We start from the raw sequence: 19611 nt of genomic DNA, 5'->3' as shown, positions 1-19611 counted from the left end.
GACTATGCCCCGTGAGACACGTCATCGCCCTGGATGTGGGCGGCACCGGCATGAAGGCCGCCCTCGTCGGGGCGGACGGCACCCTGCTGCACGAGGCCCGCCGCGCCACCGGGCGCGACCGGGGCCCCGAGGCCGTGGTCGAGACGATCCTCGGCTTCGCGGAGGACCTCCGCCTCCTCGGCCAGGAGCGGTACGGAGAGCCCGCCGCGGCCGCCGGAGTCGCCGTCCCCGGAATCGTCGACGCCGAGAACGGCATCGCCGTCTACGCCGCCAACCTCGGCTGGCGCGACGTTCCCATGCGCGAACTCCTCAGCCGCCGCCTCGACGGCATCCCCGTCGCCCTCGGCCACGACGTGCGCACCGGCGGCCTCGCCGAGGGCCGCATCGGCGCGGGCAACGGCGCCGACCGCTTCCTCTTCGTGCCCCTCGGCACCGGCATCGCCGGCGCCATCGGCATCGGCGACCGCATCGAGGCCGGCGCCCACGGCTACGCCGGCGAGATCGGCCACATCGTCGTCCGCCCCGGCGGCACCGCCTGCGGCTGCGGCCAGCGCGGCTGCCTGGAGCGGTACGCCTCCGCCTCCGCCGTCTCCCTCGCCTGGGCCGAGGCCGGCGGCGACCCGGAGGCCGACGCCGCCGACTGCGCCAAGGCCGTCGAGTCCGGCGACCCCACCGCCGTACGGATCTGGCAGGACGCCGTCGACGCCCTCGCCGACGGCCTGGTCACCGCGCTCACCCTCCTGGACCCCCGCACGCTCATCATCGGTGGCGGTCTCGCCGAGGCCGGGGAAACCTTGTTCACACCACTCAGGGCCGCGGTGGAGGAGCGAGTCACGTTCCAGAAGCTGCCCGCCATCGTCCCGGCGGCCCTCGGGGACACCGCCGGTTGCCTGGGCGCGGGCCTCCTCGCCTGGGACCTGCTCGCCGCCCAGCGCCCCACCGACTCGGAGGTTTCCGCCTGATGGCCGATCACAAGGTTCTCACCGGCGCACACGTCGTGCTGCCCACCGGGATCGTCGAGAACGGACGCGTGATCGTCGACGGCGGCCGCATCGTGGGCAGCGCCCCGGAGGACGCCGAGCGCATCGACCTGACGGGCCACTGGCTCGTCCCCGGCTTCGTCGACACGCACAACCACGGCGGCGGCGGCGCGTCCTTCACCTCCGGCACCGCCGAGGAGGTCCTCAAGGGAGTCCACACCCACCGCCTGCACGGCACCACCACCACCGCCGCCTCGCTCGTCACCGGCGACATGGACTTCCTCTCCGAGCGGGCCGGGCTCCTCTCCGAGCTGGCCGAGCAGGGCGAGATCGCCGGCATCCACTTCGAGGGCCCGTTCATCTCCCCCTGCCGCAAGGGCGCCCACGACGAGACGCTCCTGCGCTACCCGGACCCGGCCGAGGTCCGCAAACTGGTCGACGCCGCGCGCGGCCGGGCCACGATGGTCACCCTCGCCACCGAGCTGCCCGGCGGCCTCGACTCCGTGCGCCTCCTCGCCGACCACGGCGTGATCGCCGCCATCGGCCACACCGACGCCACGTACGAGCAGACCGTCGCGGCCATCGACGCGGGCGCCACCGTCGCCACCCACCTCTACAACGCGATGCCCGCCCTCGGCCACCGCGCGCCCGGCCCGATCGCGGCCCTCCTGGAGGACGAGCGGATCACCGTCGAGCTCATCAACGACGGCACCCACCTGCACCCCGCCGCCCTGGAGCTGGCCTTCCACCACGCCGGGGCCGAGCGCGTCGCCCTCATCACCGACGCCATGGACGCCGCCGGCTTCGGCGACGGCCGCTACATGCTCGGCACCCTGGAGGTCGAGGTGAAGGACAGCGTCGCCCGGCTCGTCGAGGGCGGCTCCATCGCCGGCTCCACCCTCACCCTGGACCGCGCCTTCAAGCGCTCCGTCACCGTCGACGGCCTGCCCGTCGAGTCGGTCGTCCAGGCCGTCTCCGCCAACCCGGCCCGCCTCCTCGGCGTGTACGACCGGGTCGGCTCCCTGGAGCCCGGCAAGGACGCCGACCTCGTCGTCCTCGACGCCGACTTCACCCTGCGGGGCGTCATGCGCAAGGGCGCCTGGGTCGTCGAACCGGCGGTCGCCGCGGCCGTCTGATCAGGGGTCATGGGCAAGGGCGGCGGGCCGGGGTCTGGGCCTGCCGCCTTTCCTTTGGCATGATCAGGGGCCGTCGGAACGTACGTTCCAAGGTCTTCACAGGAAGTACGGGGGTGGGCAGGTGATCGTGACGGTCACCCTCAACACGGCGCTGGACCTGACCTACCGGGTCCCCGCCCTCACCCCGCACGCCTCCCACCGGGTCACACAGGTGATCGAGCGCCCCGGCGGCAAGGGGCTCAACGTGGCCCGGGTCCTCGCCGCCCTCGGGTACGAGACGGTCGCCACCGGCTTCGCGGGCGGCGCCACCGGGGCCGTCCTGCGGGACCGGCTCGCGGCGACCCCGGTCCGGGACGAGCTGGTCGAGACGGCCGGCGCCACCCGGCGCACCGTCGCGGTCGTCGACGCCGCCACCGGCGACACCACCCAGCTCAACGAGCCGGGCCCGACCGTCGCGCCCGCCGAGTGGGAGGCCTTCCGCGCCCGCTTCACGGCGCTCCTCGACGGCGCCGGGGCCGTCGCCCTCTGCGGCAGCCTGCCGCCGGGCGTCCACGTCGGCGCGTACGCGGAACTCGTCCGGCTGGCCCGCGCCGCCGCCGTGCCCGTCCTGCTCGACACCAGCGGCGAACCGCTGCGGCGGGGCATCGCCGCCCGCCCCGACCTGGTCAAGCCCAACGCGGACGAGCTCGCCCAGCTCACCGGCGCCCGCGAACCCCGCCGGGCCACCCTCGACGCGCGCCGCCGGGGCGCCCACGCGGTGGTCTCGTCCCTCGGCCCCGAGGGCCTGCTCGCCGCCACCCCCGAGGGCCTCTGGCGCGCGACCCCGCCGGCCCCCGTCCGGGGCAACCCCACGGGCGCGGGCGACTCGGCCGTCGCCGGCCTGCTCTCCGGCCTGGTCGACGGGACCCCCTGGCCGGACCGCCTCACCCGCGCGGTCGCCCTCTCTGCGGCGACGGTCCTCTCGCCGGTGGCGGGAGAGTTCGACGCGGGGGCGTACGAGGAGCTGCTGGGGCGGGTGAAAGTGACCGAGGAGGCCCCTTAGGGCCTCCTCGGACGGGTCCTCGCCGGTTCGGGTCAGCCCTTGCCGGTCTTCCCGGCCTCCAGGTAGACCTGGTCCAGGATCGCGTCGCAGGAGTTGCCCGGCTCGCAGGAGATCTTGAGCGAGTTGCTCGATCCCTTGTTGAGCTTCACGTAGGCGTAGGTGTAGGTCCAGCCCTTCTCCCAGTCGCCCTCGGGAGCCTTCGCCCAGTTGGCCATGTTGATCTCGCGGGGCTTCTCGCCGTTGACCGTCAGCGAGGTCTTCGCGTCCTTGCCGGGCACGCTGTAGACGATCCGGAGGGTGTAGTCCCCGGTGTCCGGCACGTCCACGGTCCAGCTCGCGGAGCCGCCCTCGCCGTTGAAGACCACGTAGGCGCCGCCCGGGCCCTTCGCGCCCTTCACGGCCGTGTCGAGCTTGGCCGGGCCGCCGAGCTGGAGCGTGGCCGCGTCCTGCCTGGGCAGGTCCGCGGGGGTCGGCGAGGCCGAACTCGGCTCGCCGCTCGGCGTCTCCGACGGCCGGGAGGACGCCGTCGGGGCGGGCGTGGTGCCGCCGGCCTTGTCGTCCCCGGTGCCCTTGTCCTTGTTCGTGAGCACCGCCGCCGCGATGCCGACCACCACGACCGCGACGACCGCGACCGCGCCGATCAGCAGGCCCTTGGTGTTGGGGCCCCGGCCGGAGCCGCCGCGCTGCGGGGCCGGCGGCGGGGTCTGGCGGGGCGGCTGGGCGCCGTAGGTCTCGGGCGCGGCGTACTGCGCGTGCGGCTGCCCGTACGGCGCCTGCTGCTGCGGCGGCACGTACGGCTGCGCGTGCTGCTGGCCGCCGTACTGGCGGCGGTCGCCGACCGTTCTGACCTGGTTGTACGAGGTCCGGGGCACACCCGGCTGAGCGGGACCGGGACCGGGGTAGCCGTAGCCGCCGCCCTGCGGGGGCTGCGCGCCCGCCGCCTGTCCGTCCTCGTACAGGTAGCCGAACGGATCGTCGTCCTCGGGCTTGTTCGAGCCGTCGTTACCGGCAGCCATCCGGGTCATCCTCTCCATGCTCGCCAGCCGTCGCCGACCGGCCGAGCCTACCCCGAACGGGCCATTCCCCGACTCGGACCCTTGACCCGGTGAGAGGGGACCCACACGTCAGCCGGCCCGGCGCTGGACCTTGGCACGGGAGCGTTTCTCCACGTACATGCGCTGGTCGGCGGAGTTCAGGACCTCTTCCACGGACATCCCGCACTCGGCCCAGCCGATGCCGAAACTGGCCCCGACGCGGACCGCCCGGCCGTCCACCCGGATGGGCGGGATGATCGCGTTGCGGAGGCGTACGGCCAGGTCGGCGGCGTCGGCCGCGCCGAGGCCGTCGGCGAGGACGACGAACTCGTCGCCGCCGAGCCGGGCGACGGTGTCCCCGTCCCGCACGCCGGTGGTGAGCCGCCGGGCCACCTCGATGAGGACGGCGTCGCCGGTGTGGTGCCCGAAGCGGTCGTTGATCGACTTGAAGCCGTCGAGGTCGCAGAAGAGGACCGCGAGCCCCTTGGTGCCGTCGTCGGTCTCGCCGCCCGGGGGCGCCACCATGTGGACGTGGTGGTCGTACGGCCCCGCGCCGCCCGCCGGCTCGAAGCCGAAGCCGTGCTCGTGTTCGTGCTCGTACGGCTCGTAGCCGGCACCGGCGCCGGGCGGCCCGTACCCGTAGCCGTCGCCGTACGCGCCCGGGGCGTCCGCCGGGCGCTCGCAGAGGCGCGCGGAGAGCCGGGAGCGCAGCTCGGCGCTGTTGGGCAGGCCGGTGAGGGCGTCGTGCGAGGCGCGGTGGGCGAGCTGGAGCTCGTGGCGCTTGCGCTCCTCGATGTCCTCGACGTGGGTGAGGAGGAAGCGGGGGCCGTCGGCGGTGTCGGCGACCACCGAGTTCCGCAGGGAGACCCAGACGTAGGTGCCGTCGCGGCGGGCGAGCCGCAGCTCGGCCCGGCCACCCTCGGCGGAGGTCCGCAGCAGGGTGCCGATGTCCTCGGGGTGGACGAGGTCGGCGAAGGAGTAGCGGCGCATCACGGAGGCGGGCCGGCCGAGGAGCCGGCACAGGGCGTCGTTGGTGCGCAGGAGCCGGCCGTGCTGGTCGCCGCCCATCTCGGCGATGGCCATGCCGGAGGGGGCGTACTCGAAGGCCTGCCGGAAGGACTCCTCGCTGGCGCGCAGGGCCTGCTGCTCCCGTTCGAGCCGGACCAGGGCCCGCTGCATGTTGGAGCGGAGGCGGGCGTTGCTGATGGCGATGGCCGACTGCGAGGCGTACATCTGGAGCGCCTCCTGGCCCCAGGGGCCGGGGTGCCGGCCGTTGCGCGGGCGGTCGACGGATATGACCCCGAGGAGCTCGCGGCGGGAGCCCGGTGGGGGTCCTCCCGCGCGGGCGGAGCCGAGCGCGGGGGAGTACATCGGGGCGTAGAGCCGGTCGTGCGGGTGCCACTCGTCCTCGAAGCGGGGCGCCGGGCCGTCGGTGTGCCACTGGGGGACGTCGTCCTCCATGAGGACCCATCCCTCCGTGTGCGGTATGAACCGCAGGTCGCCCCAGGCCTGTCCCATGGAGAGGCGGCGATCCCAGGAGGCGCGGGAGCCGACCCGGCCGGTGATCAGGGCCTCGGCGGCGGAGCTTCCGGCGAAGGCGGCGACGACGAGGTCACCGTCGGGGCGCACGAGGTTGACGCAGGCGAGTTCGTAGTTGAGACCGGCGACCACGCCGTCCGCGACGGTCTGCAGGGTGTCCGCCAGGCTGCGGGCGGTGTTGAGGTCCGTCACGACCTGGTGCAGTTGCCGCAGGGTCGAGAGACGGACGTAGGGCTCCGACTCGGTCTCCATCGCTCGCTCTCCCCGAGACCTCGACAGCAACTCCAGGGTTCTGATCGGCTTCCTGTTGCACGTTCGCGTGTGACTGTGGACTGTTCTTGCCACTGAATCACAGTGAGCTGCGCACCCGGTACACAGGGTCAGCAAATACTGGCCGCTGTGACTCAAGTCACAGCAGGTCATGGCGGGTCGGCCGGGCTTCCGGCGGGGTCCTAGGACCGGCGGGGGTGGAGGGCTGGTCCCCGCGCCCGATGCGGCCCCCGGGGAGCCGTCCTAGCGTCGGGAGGGTGCTGCAGAAGACCACCTCCCCGCCCCCCGTGACCGACCTGGCGATCCCCCATGCTGAGGGGGTGAGCAACGAAGAGTTCCGGGCGGCGATGTCCCGCCTCGCGTCGGGCGTGGTCCTGGTGACCGCGCACGACCCCGACGACGGCCCGCGCGGCGAGGACGTCGGCATGACGGCCACCGCCTTCGCGTCGGTCTCCCTCGACCCGCCCCTGGTCCTGATCAGCCTCCGCAACGGCTCCCGCATGGACGACCTGCTCGCCGAGGTCCCCGTCTGGGCGGTCTCGATCCTCTCCGAGAACCAGCGGCACGTCGCCGGGCGCTTCTCGATGAAGAACCGCGTCAGCGACCGGCTCCTCTTCGCCGACCTGCCGTACACGCGCGGCGGGGCGAGCGGCGCCCCGCTCGTGGGCGGCGCGCTCTCGGTCCTGGAGTGCCGCACCGAGAACCGCGTCGTGGCCGGCGACCACACGCTCGTGGTGGGGCGGGTCCTGACGGCGGGGGTGTCCCCGGCGGACGGCAGCGGGCCCCTGACGTACTTCCAGGGGAAGTACCGGCACCTGGGCTGACGGCCGGGCACGACCCGTCGGCGGCCGGTCAGCCCCAGTCGCGGGACTGCCGGGTGCGCTTGGTCTCCGAGCGCTGCTTCTTCTCCCGCAGCCGCCGCTCGTTGATGCCGCGCGGGATCTTCGTGGGCCGGCGGGGCTTCGGCGGCGGGGCCGTCGCCTCGGCGAGGAGGGCGGCCAGGCGGACCGCCGCCGTCTCCCGGTTGCGCCACTGCGAGCGGTGCTCCGAGGCCCGTACGGTCACGACGCCGTCGACCAGGCGGGAGGCGAGGCGCTCCAGGGCGCGGGCCTTCCACACCTCGGGGAGCGCGTCGGTGGCCGCGAGGTCGAAGCGGAGCTCGACCCGCGAGTCGCTGGTGTTGACGTGCTGTCCGCCCGGGCCCGACGAACGCGAGAAACGCCACTGGAGCTCGGCCTCGGGGAGCGAGACGGAGCCGCGGATGGGATACGGACCGGACATGCCCCCCATGTTCCCCGTACCGGGCCGTCGGAGTCATCCTCATTTCCGTCCGGACCGGAACGGGAACCGCCGGGGGGCCGCGCGCGTTCCTCCAGACGACGACACCACGATGAAAGGGACTTTCCATGGCTGTGAGCCTGTCCAAGGGCGGCAACGTCTCCCTGACCAAGGAGGCCCCGGGCCTCGCCGCCGTCACCGTGGGCCTCGGCTGGGACGTCCGCACCACCACCGGCACCGACTTCGACCTCGACGCCTCGGCGATCGGCGTGGACGCCGCCGGGAAGGTCGCCTCCGACGCCCACTTCGTCTTCTTCAACAACAAGTCGACGCCGGACCAGACCATCGTCCACACCGGTGACAACCGCACCGGCGAGGGCGGCGGCGACGACGAGCAGATCAACGTCAACCTCGCGGCCCTCCCGCCGAACGTCGACAAGATCGTCTTCCCGGTCTCCATCTACGACGCGGTCTCCCGCTCGCAGAACTTCGGCCAGGTCCGCAACGCGTACATCCGCATCGTGAACCAGGCCGGCGGCGCCGAGCTCGCCCGCTACGACCTCTCCGAGGACGCCGCCACCGAGACCGCCATGGTCTTCGGCGAGCTGTACCGCAACGGCGCGGAGTGGAAGTTCCGCGCCGTCGGCCAGGGCTACGCCTCGGGCCTGGAGGGCATCGCCCGCGACTTCGGCGTCAACCTCTGACGGACGCGGCGGACCGCTGATCCCGAGAGCCCCGGCGGACCCCCGCCGGGGCTCTCCCCTTGCCGCGCGATCGCCGAAGCCCTCGCCCCCGAGGCCCTGGTGGTGCTGCGCAAGGAGCTGACGGACGGGTCCTAAGGGCCGTCGGGCCTCTCGTCGCCGTACAGCCAGACGTCCCACAGGTCGTCGAGGTCCTCCCCCGCCGTCTCCTCCGCGTAGGCGGTGAAGTCGGCGGTGGTGGCGTTGGCGTGGCGGCGCTCCTCGGGCCAGCCGCGCAGGATCTCGTCGAAGGTCTCGTCCCCGACCGTCTCGCGCAGCTTGTGCAGGACCATCGCGCCCCGCTGGTAGACCGGCGGGTCGAAGAGGTTCCCGGCGGCGGGCGGGGCGGCCGGCGGGAAGGCCCAGTTGGCCTTCTCCCGGAAGGCCCGCTCGAAGGCGGTGCGGGCGGGGACGTCCCCGTACTCCTCCGCGTACAGCCACTCCGCGTACGTCGCGAAGCCCTCGTTCAGCCACAGGTCGCGCCAGGTGGCTGGCGTCACCGAGTTGCCGAACCACTGGTGGGCCAGCTCGTGGACGAGGGTCGTCCGGTCGAAGGAGGAGGCCGGGAAGACGGGCCGGGTCTGGGTCTCCAGGGCGTAGCCGAGGGTCCCGTCCTCCGTGACGACCGCCCCGGCCGCCGAGAAGGGGTACGGGCCGAAGCGTCGCACCTGCCGGGCGAGGACCGCCGGGACCTCGGCCCGCAGCGCGGCGCTCTCCGCGGCGACCTCCGGCTCGGCGGCGGTCAGCACGGGCACGGTGCCGAGGGCGGTCGCCGTCCCCGTCTCGTACCGCCCGATCGCGACCGTCGCGAGGTAGCTCGCCATCGGTTCGGACGTGTGCCACACGGTGGTGACGCGGCCGTCCTCCTCCGTCCGCCGCTCGGTCCCGACGCCGTTGGCGAAGGCGTCGGTCCCGGCGGGGACGGTGAGGGCGATGTCGTACGCGGCCTTGTCGGAGGGGTGGTGGTTGCCGGGGAACCAGGTCGTGGAGCCGGCCGGTTCGCCGACCGCGACGACCCCGCCGCCGTCGTCGTCGCGCAGCCAGCCCTCCTCGGAGCCGTCCGCGTCCACGAGCGGCTCGGGCACGCCCGCGTACGTGACGGTGGCGCGGAACTCCGCGCCCTTCCGGATCTCCTCGCGCGGGCGGAGCGTCAGCTCGCCCCCGGCCCGGTTGTACGCGGCGGGGACGCCGTCCACGCTCGCGCCGCCGACCGTGAGCCCCGACAGGTCGAGGTTGAAGGCGCTGAGGTCCTGGGTGGCGCGGGCGGTGATCTCGGCGGTGCCGTCGAGCCGCCCGGTGTCCGGGTCGTACGCCAGGGAGAGGGCGTAGTGCCCCACGTCGTAGCCGCCGTTCCCGAGCTTCGGGAAGTACGGGTCGCGGAGCCCGGCGGCCCCCGGGGTGCCCCGGACCCCGCCGGTGGCGCCGGTGCAGCCGCCCGCGAGCACCACGAGGGCGACGAGGGCGGCGGCGGCTCCGGTCCGGGTCCGGTGAAGGTGTGTCACGCACCGATCGTAAGCAGACGGGAGGGTTCGTACGGAAAAGACGGTGGAGCCCGGCGGGGGTCCGGGCGCCACCGCCGATCGGGGGCGGCGCGGCCTTACCGGCCGAGGGAGGCGACGCCGGCCCGGGCGAACTTCTCGTCGAGGTCGCCGGAGGGGGCGCCGGCGACGCCGATGCCCGCGACGGGGGCGCCCTTGGCGGTGACGGGGGCGCCGCCGGCGAGGAAGAGGGTGTTCGGGATGTCCTTGAGCGTGGGGGCGTTGGTCAGGCGCTTGGCCAGCTCGGAGGTCGGGGCGTTCCAGGAGACGGCGGTGTACGCCTTCTTCACGGCCGACTCGTAGGACTGCGGGCCGGCGCCGTCGCCGCGCAGGGTGACGATCGTGGTGCCGTTGCGGTCGACGACGGCGACCGAGACGCGCTGGTTCTCCTTCTCGGCGGCCTTCAGGGCGGCCTGCGCGGCCTTCGTCGCGGCCTCGACCGTCAGGTGCGTCGACTGCTGGAGGTTGCCGTTCGAGGCGTCGGCGCGGACGGCGGCGGCGGGGGCGGCGGCCGGGGAGGAGGCGTTCGCGGAGACCACGCCGAAGGTGCCGGCGGCGATGACGGCGGCGGCGGTGGCGCCGAAGAGGATCTTCTTCATGGAGAGCTCCGTGGGATGAGTGGTCCGTGGGACGAGGGGGCCGTGGGACGAGTGGTTCGTGGGGTGAGGGGGGCGAGGGAGGGCGCGGGGCCCCGGGCCGGGCGGTCCGTGCGTCCGTCTCGCTCCGTCATCCATCCTGTGGCCGCTCCCGGGGCCTCCCGGTCCACGGTCCGGCTGCCCTCCGGGCGCGGACCGGTGGACGGCCGGGTCAGCCGATCGGCTGATGCCGGACCGGTCCCACCGGGCCAGGATGAAGGGGTGTGCGCAGGTCGGAACAGCGAGCGGACCAGAAGGACCACGACATGGAGCAGGACCCGGACGCCCGCCGGCTGGCGCGGATCATGCACACCACGTTCTTCCTGCTGCTCGGCGCCTCGCTCGCCCGCTTCCTGCTGCGGCACGACTGGGAGGCCCGCAGCCCCTGGATCGTCGCCCTCACCGGCGCCCTCGCCTCCCTCTACCTCCTCGGCCCCGTCATCGGAACCCGCGCCACTCCGCGCCGGATCGCCTGGCTGGGCACGGTCGTCGCCGTCTGGGTGCTCCTCGTCGTCCTCGCGCCCAGCTTCGCCTGGTGCGCGGTGCCGCTCTTCTACACGGGCCTGCGCACCCTCCCGCCGCGCGCCGCGCTCGGCCTGGTCGCCCTGCTCACCGCCTTCGTGGTCTTCGCGCAGGTCCGGCTCGCGCACGGCGGCTGGGACCCGAACCTGATCGTCGCCCCGCCGGCCGTCGCCGCCCTGGCCACCGGGGTGTTCGTGTACGCGGACCGGCAGGCGGCGCGCCAGCGGGCCCTGATCGACGACCTGATCCGCACCCGGCGCGAGCTGGCCGCGACCGAGCGCCGCGAGGGGACGCTCGCCGAGCGGCAGCGGCTCTCCATGGAGATCCACGACACCCTGGCGCAGGGCCTGTCCAGCCAGCGGATGCTGCTCCAGGCGGCGGACCGCACCTGGGACGGCGACCCGGAGACGGCCCGCCGGCACGTCCGTACCGCCGCGTCCATCGCCGAGCGCAACCTCGCGGAGGCCCGCCGCTTCGTCCACGACCTCGCGCCGGCCGATCTGGCGGAGGGCGGCGGCCTGGAGGAGGCCCTGCGGGGGCTCGCCGCCCGGGAGTCGGCGGCGTTCCGGGTCGACGGGGCGCCGGTGGCGCTGCCCGACCGGGCGCAGTCGGCGCTGCTGCGGATCGCGCAGGGCGCCCTGGCGAACATCCGCGAGCACGCGGGCGCGGCCTCGGCCGCCGTGACCCTGACGTACCTCGACGACCAGGTGGTCCTGGACGTCGCCGACGACGGGCGCGGCTTCGACCCGGCGGACCGGCCGGGCGGGGTGCGCGGCCACGGGCTGCCCGCGATGCGGGTGCGGGCCGAGCAGCTCGGTGGCACCCTGGCCGTCGAGTCCGTCCCGGGCGAGGGCACGGTGCTCTCCGCCGCGATCCCGCTGGACCCGGAGCCGTGACGCCCCTGCCGCTCCCCTCCCTGCCCCCGCCCCTCCCGCTCTCCCTGGAGTCGTGATGCCCTCCGTACGGATCCTGCTCTGCGACGACCACGCGGTGGTCCGCGCCGGGCTGCTCGCCCTCCTCGGCAGCACCCCCGACATCGACGTCGTGGGCGAGGCGGGCAGCGGCGAGGAGGCCGTCGCCCTGGCGGCGAAGCTGAGGCCGGACGTCGTCCTCATGGACCTCCAGCTCGGGTCCGGCATCGACGGCGTGGAGGCGACCCGCCGGATCGCGCCCACCGGCGTCCACGTCCTCGTCCTCACCACGTACGACACGGACGCCGACATCACACGGGCGATCGAGGCGGGCGCCACCGGCTACCTCCTGAAGGCCGAGCGGCCGGAGGAGCTGTTCGCGGCCGTCCACGCGGCCGCGCAGGGCCGCACGGCCCTCTCGCCGCCGGTCGCCGGCCGGGTCATGGACCGGATGCGGGGCGCGGCGGCCCCGAGCCTCACCGACCGGGAGCGGGACATCCTCGGGCAGCTCGGGCGCGGCCTCGGCAACCGCGAGATCGCGCGGGCCCTGTTCATCAGCGAGGCGACGGTGAAGACCCACCTGGGCCGGATCTACGCCAAGCTCGGCGTGGACACGCGGGCGGGCGCGGTGGCGGTGGCGAAGGAGCGCAGGCTGCTGCCGTAGGAACTCCCCTTCCGTACGCCTTCGTACGGTCTTTGCCCCCACCCCTCTCCCTCCACTGCTACCGTACGTTACTCCCCCACCGCACGGTGTCACGAACCAGTCCCAGTGGAGCGCACGTGAAGCTCGCGATCGTCGGCGGCGGTCCCGCCGGCCTCTACCTCTCGGTCCTGCTGAAGCGGCGGAACCCGTCGCACGAGATCACGGTGTACGAGCGGAACCCGGAGGGCTCCACGTACGGCTGGGGCGTCACGTACTGGGCCGGGCTGCTCGGCAAGCTGCGCGCGGGCGACCCGGAGTCCGCGCGGGCCGTCGCCGACGCGTCCGTGACCTGGACCGACGGGGTCGCGATCGTCCGCGACGAGCGGACCGTCCACCGGGGCGACGCGGGCTTCGGCATCGGGCGCCGGCGGATGCTGGCGCTGCTCGCGGACCGCGCCCGCGACCTGGGCGTGCGGATCGAGTTCGAGCACGGCGTGAGCGGCCCGGACGCGCCCGAGCTCGCGGACGCGGACCTGGTCGTCGCCGCCGACGGGGTGAACAGCGCGCTGCGCGAGGCGTACGCGGACCACTTCGGCAGCGAGGTCACGAGCGGCCGCAACCGGTACGTCTGGCTCGGCACGACCAAGGTCTTCGACTCGTTCAGCTTCGCCTTCAAGGAGACCGGGCACGGCTGGATCTGGTGCTACGCCTACGGCTTCAGCGGCGAGCGCTCCACCTGCGTCGTCGAGTGCTCCCCGGAGACCTGGACCGGCCTGGGCCTGGACGCGCTCGGCGAGGCCGACAGCCTGAACCTCCTGGAGAAGCTCTTCCACGACCTGCTCGACGGGCACGAGCTGATCGGCCGGGACCGGGCCGGGGAGCCCGCCCAGTGGCTCGCCTTCCGCACCCTCACCAACCGCGTCTGGCACCGGGGCAACCTGGTCCTCCTCGGGGACGCCGCCCACACCACGCACTACTCGATCGGCGCGGGCACCACCCTGGCCCTGGAGGACGCGCTCGCCCTCGCGGACGCCCTGGACGCCCCCGGCTCGCTCCAGGACCTCGACACGGCCCTGACCCTGTACGGGAAGCGGCGCCGCGCCGAACTCGTCGCCGCCCAGAGCGCCGCCCGCTACAGCGCCCGCTGGTACGAGAACCTGCCCCGCTACATGAGCCTGGAGCCGGCCCGCATGTTCGCCCTGCTCGGCCAGCGCCACTCGCCCCTGATGCCCCACGTCCCGCCCCAGCTCTACTACCGCCTCGACCGCGCCGCCGGCTCCCTGGAACCCCTCCGCCGCCTCAAGCGCTGGCTGGGCCCCCGGGTGGCGAGGGCGGTGCACGGACGCGGCCGCTGAGCTCCCCGTACGGACCGGGCCCGGGACCACGAAGTCCGGAGCCGCGAGGCCCGGAGCCGTGAGGCCCGGGACCGCGAGGTCCGGAGCCGTGACACCATCGACCCCGTGCTCGACATCGGCTACTCCCTCTCGCGTCGCTTCCCCGACCCCCCGCAGACCGACTACCGCCGCGCGGACGTCCACGCGCTGCGGCACGACCTGTTCTGCGGGGACGTGTACCTCGCGGACACCGAGTCCGACCGGGAGGTGTCCACGGCCTGGGGGTGGGTGCCGGTGCTCGACTTCGCGTGGGCGCTCTGCGACATCGTCGAGCGGCTCGACCGGGACCCGCGCGGGAGCCGGGCCGCGCAGCCGCAGTACGCGGAGCTCGACTTCACCGAGTCCACGGACCGGATGCTGTTCGAGCGCCGCTTCGGCTGGGTGGACGTCGAGGCCGACTGGATGCCGGGCGACGAGCCGCCGGTGACCTTCGGCCACGCCGAACTGCGCCGCGAGGCCCGCGACTTCCTGCACGACCTGATCGCGGACCTCACCGACATGCACGAGGGCCTCGCCGACAACCCGGCCGTCTGGTCCCTCCAGGCCCGCTTCCCCCGCCTGCCGTGACCGCGGACCAGGGCCACCTGCCCGACCCCGGTCCGGCCCGGTCGACAAGGCATCCCTAGCCCTCCTCCACCCGCACCCCCATCTGCGCCGCGAGCACCGGCGCCAGGTCGAAGAGCTGGGACGTCGAGATCACGGCCCCCGCCAGGGACTCCACCCCGCGCGCGATCTCCAGGCGCTGGACGCCCCTCAGGTCCACGTCCCGCAGTCGCGCCCCCGAGAAGTCGGCCCCGGTCAGGGCGCAGTCCACGAACTCGACCCGTTCGAGGACCGCGCCCCCGAAGTCCGGCTCGCTCAGCACGCACCCCTCGAAGACGACGTCCTTCAGCTTCGCGGACCGCAGGTTCAGGTAGTCGATCTTGCCGCCCCGGACCACGACCCGCTCCAGGACGGCGCCGTGCAGTTGCGTCCCGCCGAGCCGCGCCTCCACGACCTCCACGTCCCGCAGTTGCGCCCCCGCCAGGTCCGTCCCCACCCCCCGCACCCCGCTCAGGACCGAGTCCAGGAACCGCGCGCTCGTCAGCCGCGCCCCGTCGAGGCCGCACTCCCGCAGCGCGCAGTCCAGGAACCGGGCCCCCTCCCCCGACTGCCCGGACAGGTCGAGCCCGGACAGCTCCAGGCCGTCGTAGTCCCCGTCCGCCTCCAGACCGCCCCCGTACGGCTCCAGGGGCGGCAGCCGCACCTCCGGCCGCCGGGCCCCCGGCGCCTTCTTCTTCCGCGTCGCCGCCCTCGCGCCCTGGTTCGCCATCCCCCCATGGTGAGGTACGCCACTGACAACGCCCCCGTGTCACGAACACGGCCCCGCGCCCCGTCCCCCGTACAGGACCCGGGAACGAGCCCGAGAACGTAGGGAGAGCGTCATGCGGAAGCTCACGATCGTCGGCGGCGGCTTCGCCGGACTGACCGCGGCGGTCACCGCCGCCGAGGCCGGCACCGCCGTGACCCTGTACGAGGCCCACCGGGCCCCCGGCGGCCGGGCGCGCACCGCCGAGGGCCCGTACCGCACGAACGACGGCCCGCACGCGCTCTACAGCGGCGGCCCGCACTGGACCTGGCTGAAGCAGCGCGGGCTCCTCGGACCGCTCGCCCCGCTGCCGCCCGCCGAGGGCCTCCGCTTCCGCTTCCACCGCGGCGGCGCCCTCCGCCGCGTCCCGCCGCCCGGCCTGCTCCGCCAGTCCCTCCGCACCGCCCGGAACGCCCCCGTCGACGCCGACTTCCGCACCTGGGCCACCGGGCTCGCGGGCCCGCGGACCGCCCGCGTCGCCGCCGCGTACAGCGGGGTCGCGCTCTTCCACCACGACCCCGGCGCGCTCTCCGCCCGCTTCGTGCAGGAGCGGCTGCACCGGGCCGCCGCCCTGCCGCCCGAGGCGCACTACGTCCGGGGCGGCTGGGGCGCGCTGATCGGGCGGATGGCGGACCGGGCCCGGGAGCTGGGCGTACGGATCGAGACCTCGTCCCGTATCGACGCGCTGCCCGCCGGTGGCGGCCCGGTGATCGTCGCCACCGCCCTGCCCGCCGCCGCCCGGCTCCTCGGCGACCCCTCGCTGACCTGGGAGAGCGGCCGCACGGTCCTGGTCGACCTGGCGCTGCGGACCCGGAAGGGGGACCCGTTCGTCGTCTCCGACCTGGACGCGCCCGGCTGGATCGAGCGGTTCACCGCGCAGGACCCCTCGCTCGCCCCCGCCGGGCAGCAGCTCCTCCAGGCCCAGTTGCCCGTCGGGCCCGACGCGGGCAGGGCGGACGGGGTCGCCCACGCGGAACGGCTCCTCGACCTCGGCTTCCCCGGTTGGCGCGAGCGGACGGTGTGGCGGCGCGATGCGCTCTCCCGGGGGCGTACGGGAGCGGTGGACCGCCCCGGCACCACCTGGCGCGACCGCCCGGCCGTCGACCGGGGCGACGGGGTGTACCTGGTGGGCGACCAGGTCGCGGCGCCGGGCGTCCTGTCGGAGGTGTCGTTCACGAGCGCGGTCGAGGCGGTGTCGCTGGCGCTGCGCGCGGAGCGGCTCGCGTACGGGACGCGCTGATCCCGTACGGAACGTACTGATCCCGTACGGGACGCACTGACCCCCCGAGGGTCACGGGACGCACTGACCCCCGAGGGTCACGGGACGCACTGACCCCCGAGGGTCACGGGACGCGCTGATCCCCCGCGGGTCACGGGACGGCGCACCGATCCCCCGCGGCCTTGACCTCAAGCGCGCTCGAGGTCGGAGGCTTTCCCCGTGGCCGCCCGGACCACGCTCCGTACGACGACAGGGGAACCGTCATGCACGCCGTCCGCCTCCACGCCTTCGGACCCGCCGAGAACCTCGCGTACGAGGAGGTGCCCGACCCCGTCCCGGGCCCCGGGCAGGTCCGCGTCCGGGTCGCGGCGGCCGGGGTGCACCTCCTCGACACCGCGCTCCGGGAGGGCGCCCCGGGCCCCTTCCCGGCCCCCGCCGAACTGCCCACGATCCCCGGCCGCGAGGTCGCCGGCACGGTCGACGCACTCGGGGAGGGCACCGACCCGTCCTGGCTCGGCCGGCGGGTCGTCGCCCACCTCGGCATGGTCCCCGGGGGGTACGCGGAGCTCGCCGTCACCGACGCCGCCCGGCTCCACGCCCTGCCCGGCCTCCTCGGCGAGGCGGAGGCCGTCGCCATGATCGGCACCGGGCGCACGACCCTGGGCATCCTCCAATTCACCGAACTCGGAACCGGCTCGGTCGCGATCGTCCCCGCCGCGGCCGGCGGCATCGGCACCCTGCTCGTCCAGTACGCCAAGAACGCCGGCGCCACCGTCGTCGGCCTCGCGGGCGGGCCCGCGAAGACCGCCCTGGTCCGGGAGAACGGCGCCGACCTGGCCGTCGACTACCTGGAGCCGGACTGGCCGGAGGAGGTCCGCGCCTACCTGGCCGGGCCCCTCGGCGGGCGTGCGGCCACGGTCGTCTTCGACTCGGTCGGCGGCGACACCGGCCGCGCCGCCGTGGACCTCCTCGGCGAGGGCGGGCAGCACCTCGTCTTCGGCTGGTCCGGGGCCGGCCTCCACGACGGCGAGCCGCTCACCTTCACCCCCGAGGAGCTGGCCGAGCGGGGCATCACCTCGGAGTCCGTCCTCGGCCCGGTGATGATCCGGAAGGCGGGCGGCGACGTCCGCCACCTCGAACTCGCCGCCCTCGCGGAGGCGGCCGCCGGCACCCTCCGCCCGGCGGTCCACCGCTTCCCCCTCGCGGAGGCGGCACGGGCCCACCGCGCCCTGGAGAACCGGGGCACGACGGGCAAGGTGGTCCTGGTCCCGTAGGGGCCGCGTACGGGCCTCAGACGGTCCCGACCACGTCCCAGGAGTGCGCCTTGAACTCCTTCAGGAAGTCGGGGTGGTCCTCCCACATCCGGGCGACGGACCGCAGCACGTCCCAGTTGTGTTCGAGGGCCTGGTCCACGACCTGCCGCAGCTCGGGGGCCGTCGCCCGCTTCTCCACGAGGCCGGAGACGGCCGACGCGGCCTGCACGGTGTAGCGGGCGGCCCGCAGCGCGCGGGAGGTGTCGTCCATGCCGAAGCCGTGGTCGCTGCCGTTCGCGGGGTCGAAGAGCGGTGTCAGGCGGTCCTCGATGAAGCCGGTGATCCGCCGGAACCGCTGCTCGATGTCGGTGCGGTCGGTGTTGGTGCCGGTGTCTGTGCCAATGCCGGTGCCGGTGCCGGTGCCGGTGCCGGTGTCTGTGCCAGTGCCGGTGCCGGTGCCGGTGCCGGTGTCCATGGTGTTGTCCATGGCCCTTTCCTACACTCCCGCCGCACCGCCGAGTTCCGCCAGGGCCCCGTCCGTCATCCGGTAGACCGTCCACTCGTCCTGCGGGCGGGCGCCCAGGGACTCGTAGAAGGCGATCGAGGGCTCGTTCCAGTTCAGGACGGACCACTCCAGGCGCTCGTAGCCGCGCGCGACGCAGATCCGGGCCAGCTCGCGCAGCAGGGCCTTGCCGTGGCCGCCGCCGCGCGCCTCCGGACGGACGTACAGGTCCTCCAGGTAGATGCCGTGGACCCCGCGCCAGGTCGAGAAGTTGAGGAACCAGAGCGCGAAGCCGACCGGCTCGCCGGCCGCGTCCTCCGCGATGTGCGCGAAGGCGGCGGGCCGCTCGCCGAAGAGGGCCTCGTGAAGCTGTTCGGGGGTGGCACGGACCTCGTCGAGGGCCTTCTCGTACGCGGCGAGGTCGCGGATCATGGCGTGGACGACGGGGACGTCGGCGGGGGTGGCGGTACGGATCATGGGGCCAGGGTGCCCGGCACGGGGCCCCGTGGCCAGGGGGATCCACGTCCTGGACCCGCGTCCTGGACCCGTCGTCGGCGTCAGGCCCGCCGCTCCCGCAGGATCCGCGCGACCGCGACCTGCTCGGCGTCCAGGGCCGGCTCCCCGTCCTCGACGTCCCACAGGCCGTTCTGGAGGACCCGGCCCAGCGTCCACGCCACCGCGCGCCGCCGGTCCCCGACGACCTCGGCGAGCAGGTCGAACCGCCACAGCACCTCGTCCGGATCCGGGTCGAAGCGGTCCACGAGCGCCGGGAGCAGGTCGAAGCCGGGGTCGCCCGCGAGCGGCTTGGGGTCGATCGCCAGCCAGGGCTCGCGCCCGGCGGCCAGGACGTTCCCGAAGTGCAGGTCCCAGTGGAGCAGCCGGTCGCCCGGCTCGCCCGCCACCTCCCGTACCGCCGCCGCGCAGTCCCGCAGGACCGCCGCGTCCTCCGGGCCCAGCCGGGCGGCGGCCCCGGGCGCCTCCGCGAGCATCCCGGCCGCGACGGCGCCGAGCGTGCGCAGGCCGGGCGGCGCGGGGACGGCCGTGAGCCGGGCGAGGAGGCCGGCGGCGATCCGCACCGCCTCCCGCGCGTCCGCGAGGGAGGACAGCGGCCGGGCCTCGTCGAGGCGCTCCAGGAGCATGGTCCCGGTGGCGGGGTCGTGGTCGAGGAGCCGTACGGCGCCCGCCCCGTCCCAGGCGCGCAGCCCGGCCGGCTCGCCCGCGCTCTCCTCGTCGAGGAGCTGCATCTTCAGCGCGGCGGGCGTCCCGTCCGCGCACCGCTCCACCGGCAGGACCAGCGAGGCCACCCCGTACATCGAGGGTCCGGTGACCCGCAGCCCCCACCGGCCGAGGAACTCCCCGGCCGTCCGGGGCAGCCCGGCGACGAACGCCCGCCCCGCCTCACCGTTGTACTTCGCCTGCGACCGCGCGAGTTCCTCCGGTACGTGAATCACGCCGCCGAGCCTAGGGGACGTCTCGCCGATCACGGCCGGGGCTGCGACCCTGATCCGCCGGACAGGCCCTGGACACAGTGCCGGGCGCGGGACGCGTTCCCCCACCACAACACCCGTATCCACGGGTCGGGGGCGCCGGGTAACGTCCCGCCCACGCATTCCGAATCCAGGGGTAG

General features: G+C 74.7%; 20 protein-coding genes. 11 read left to right on the top strand and 9 right to left on the bottom strand.

Annotated elements, in window-relative coordinates:
- The first annotated feature begins 11 nt into the window (after nt 1-11).
- The 3 genes from ACFYNX_RS15030 to ACFYNX_RS15020 all read left to right on the top strand — a co-directional run bounded on the left by ACFYNX_RS15030 (nt 12) and on the right by ACFYNX_RS15020 (nt 3158).
- On the top strand, nt 12-962 hold the full coding sequence (locus ACFYNX_RS15030; RefSeq protein WP_125658088.1) for an ROK family protein: 951 nt from the start codon (nt 12-14) through the stop codon (nt 960-962).
- The gene (gene nagA / locus ACFYNX_RS15025) at nt 962-2116 is read left to right on the top strand and encodes an N-acetylglucosamine-6-phosphate deacetylase (RefSeq protein ID WP_388661718.1); all 1155 of its coding nucleotides are present in this window, start codon (nt 962-964) and stop codon (nt 2114-2116) included. The genes ACFYNX_RS15030 and nagA overlap by 1 nt, the downstream gene beginning before the upstream one ends.
- A gap of 121 nt (nt 2117-2237) precedes the next feature.
- Nucleotides 2238-3158 (top strand): 1-phosphofructokinase family hexose kinase, encoded by a 921-nt coding sequence (locus ACFYNX_RS15020; RefSeq protein ID WP_388661716.1) that lies wholly within the window; start codon nt 2238-2240, stop codon nt 3156-3158.
- Between the two features lie 32 nt (nt 3159-3190).
- Here ACFYNX_RS15020 and ACFYNX_RS15015 read toward each other — a convergent pair whose 3' ends face one another.
- Nucleotides 3191-4174 carry a carbohydrate-binding protein gene (locus tag ACFYNX_RS15015; protein WP_388661714.1) on the bottom strand — a complete coding sequence of 328 codons (984 nt, stop codon included), beginning with the start codon at nt 4172-4174 and terminating at the stop codon, nt 3191-3193.
- 108 nt (nt 4175-4282) lie between these two features.
- Nucleotides 4283-5983 carry a diguanylate cyclase CdgB gene (gene cdgB / locus ACFYNX_RS15010; RefSeq protein WP_365542747.1) on the bottom strand — a complete coding sequence of 567 codons (1701 nt, stop codon included), beginning with the start codon at nt 5981-5983 and terminating at the stop codon, nt 4283-4285.
- 239 nt (nt 5984-6222) lie between these two features.
- On the opposite strand from cdgB, the gene ACFYNX_RS15005 reads away from it, so the two are divergent.
- A complete protein-coding gene (locus tag ACFYNX_RS15005) occupies nt 6223-6825 on the top strand; it encodes a flavin reductase family protein (protein WP_388662546.1) in 603 nt (200 codons plus the stop codon).
- A 28-nt stretch (nt 6826-6853) separates the two neighbouring features.
- Here ACFYNX_RS15005 and arfB read toward each other — a convergent pair whose 3' ends face one another.
- Complete coding sequence (arfB, locus tag ACFYNX_RS15000) at nt 6854-7291, bottom strand: alternative ribosome rescue aminoacyl-tRNA hydrolase ArfB (RefSeq protein WP_053643594.1); 438 nt, start codon at nt 7289-7291, stop codon at nt 6854-6856.
- A gap of 116 nt (nt 7292-7407) precedes the next feature.
- Between arfB and ACFYNX_RS14995 the strand changes: the two genes are divergently transcribed.
- A complete protein-coding gene (locus ACFYNX_RS14995) occupies nt 7408-7983 on the top strand; it encodes a TerD family protein (RefSeq protein WP_030221799.1) in 576 nt (191 codons plus the stop codon).
- A 131-nt stretch (nt 7984-8114) separates the two neighbouring features.
- Here ACFYNX_RS14995 and ACFYNX_RS14990 read toward each other — a convergent pair whose 3' ends face one another.
- Entirely contained in the window at nt 8115-9521 is a 1407-nt protein-coding gene (locus ACFYNX_RS14990; RefSeq protein ID WP_388661711.1) for a M1 family metallopeptidase, read from the bottom strand.
- 95 nt (nt 9522-9616) lie between these two features.
- Entirely contained in the window at nt 9617-10156 is a 540-nt protein-coding gene (locus tag ACFYNX_RS14985; RefSeq protein WP_388661709.1) for a heme-binding protein, read from the bottom strand.
- A gap of 302 nt (nt 10157-10458) precedes the next feature.
- On the opposite strand from ACFYNX_RS14985, the gene ACFYNX_RS14980 reads away from it, so the two are divergent.
- The 4 genes from ACFYNX_RS14980 to ACFYNX_RS14965 all read left to right on the top strand — a co-directional run bounded on the left by ACFYNX_RS14980 (nt 10459) and on the right by ACFYNX_RS14965 (nt 14229).
- On the top strand, nt 10459-11610 hold the full coding sequence (locus tag ACFYNX_RS14980) for a sensor histidine kinase (protein ID WP_388661707.1): 1152 nt from the start codon (nt 10459-10461) through the stop codon (nt 11608-11610).
- A 55-nt stretch (nt 11611-11665) separates the two neighbouring features.
- The gene (locus ACFYNX_RS14975) at nt 11666-12289 is read left to right on the top strand and encodes a response regulator (protein WP_388661705.1); all 624 of its coding nucleotides are present in this window, start codon (nt 11666-11668) and stop codon (nt 12287-12289) included.
- Between the two features lie 116 nt (nt 12290-12405).
- Nucleotides 12406-13623 carry an FAD-dependent monooxygenase gene (locus ACFYNX_RS14970; RefSeq protein WP_388661703.1) on the top strand — a complete coding sequence of 406 codons (1218 nt, stop codon included), beginning with the start codon at nt 12406-12408 and terminating at the stop codon, nt 13621-13623.
- 105 nt (nt 13624-13728) lie between these two features.
- On the top strand, nt 13729-14229 hold the full coding sequence (locus ACFYNX_RS14965; RefSeq protein ID WP_388661701.1) for a hypothetical protein: 501 nt from the start codon (nt 13729-13731) through the stop codon (nt 14227-14229).
- Nucleotides 14230-14284: 55 nt separating this feature from the next.
- Here the strand turns inward: ACFYNX_RS14965 and ACFYNX_RS14960 are convergent, their stop codons facing one another.
- Nucleotides 14285-14974: a pentapeptide repeat-containing protein gene (locus tag ACFYNX_RS14960; RefSeq protein ID WP_388661699.1), complete on the bottom strand. Its 690-nt coding sequence runs from the start codon at nt 14972-14974 to the stop codon at nt 14285-14287.
- A gap of 112 nt (nt 14975-15086) precedes the next feature.
- On the opposite strand from ACFYNX_RS14960, the gene ACFYNX_RS14955 reads away from it, so the two are divergent.
- Both ACFYNX_RS14955 and ACFYNX_RS14950 read left to right on the top strand, forming a co-directional pair.
- A complete protein-coding gene (locus ACFYNX_RS14955) occupies nt 15087-16250 on the top strand; it encodes an NAD(P)-binding protein (RefSeq protein ID WP_388661697.1) in 1164 nt (387 codons plus the stop codon).
- Nucleotides 16251-16492: 242 nt separating this feature from the next.
- Nucleotides 16493-17503 (top strand): zinc-binding dehydrogenase, encoded by a 1011-nt coding sequence (locus tag ACFYNX_RS14950; RefSeq protein WP_388661696.1) that lies wholly within the window; start codon nt 16493-16495, stop codon nt 17501-17503.
- A 16-nt stretch (nt 17504-17519) separates the two neighbouring features.
- Here the strand turns inward: ACFYNX_RS14950 and ACFYNX_RS14945 are convergent, their stop codons facing one another.
- The 3 genes from ACFYNX_RS14945 to ACFYNX_RS14935 form a co-directional block, all read right to left on the bottom strand.
- A complete protein-coding gene (locus tag ACFYNX_RS14945) occupies nt 17520-17969 on the bottom strand; it encodes a hypothetical protein (RefSeq protein WP_388661694.1) in 450 nt (149 codons plus the stop codon).
- Nucleotides 17970-17978: 9 nt separating this feature from the next.
- A complete protein-coding gene (locus ACFYNX_RS14940; protein ID WP_365542723.1) occupies nt 17979-18461 on the bottom strand; it encodes a GNAT family N-acetyltransferase in 483 nt (160 codons plus the stop codon).
- A gap of 80 nt (nt 18462-18541) precedes the next feature.
- Complete coding sequence (locus ACFYNX_RS14935; protein WP_388661691.1) at nt 18542-19435, bottom strand: aminoglycoside phosphotransferase family protein; 894 nt, start codon at nt 19433-19435, stop codon at nt 18542-18544.
- Nucleotides 19436-19611: the final 176 nt, after the last annotated feature.

The organism is Streptomyces sp. NPDC007872 (assembly GCF_042868165.1).
In the GTDB taxonomy this organism is placed as follows: domain Bacteria; phylum Actinomycetota; class Actinomycetes; order Streptomycetales; family Streptomycetaceae; genus Streptomyces.
Note: the sequence above shows the minus strand (reverse complement) of the source record. Positions and strands in the feature narration are given on the sequence as shown.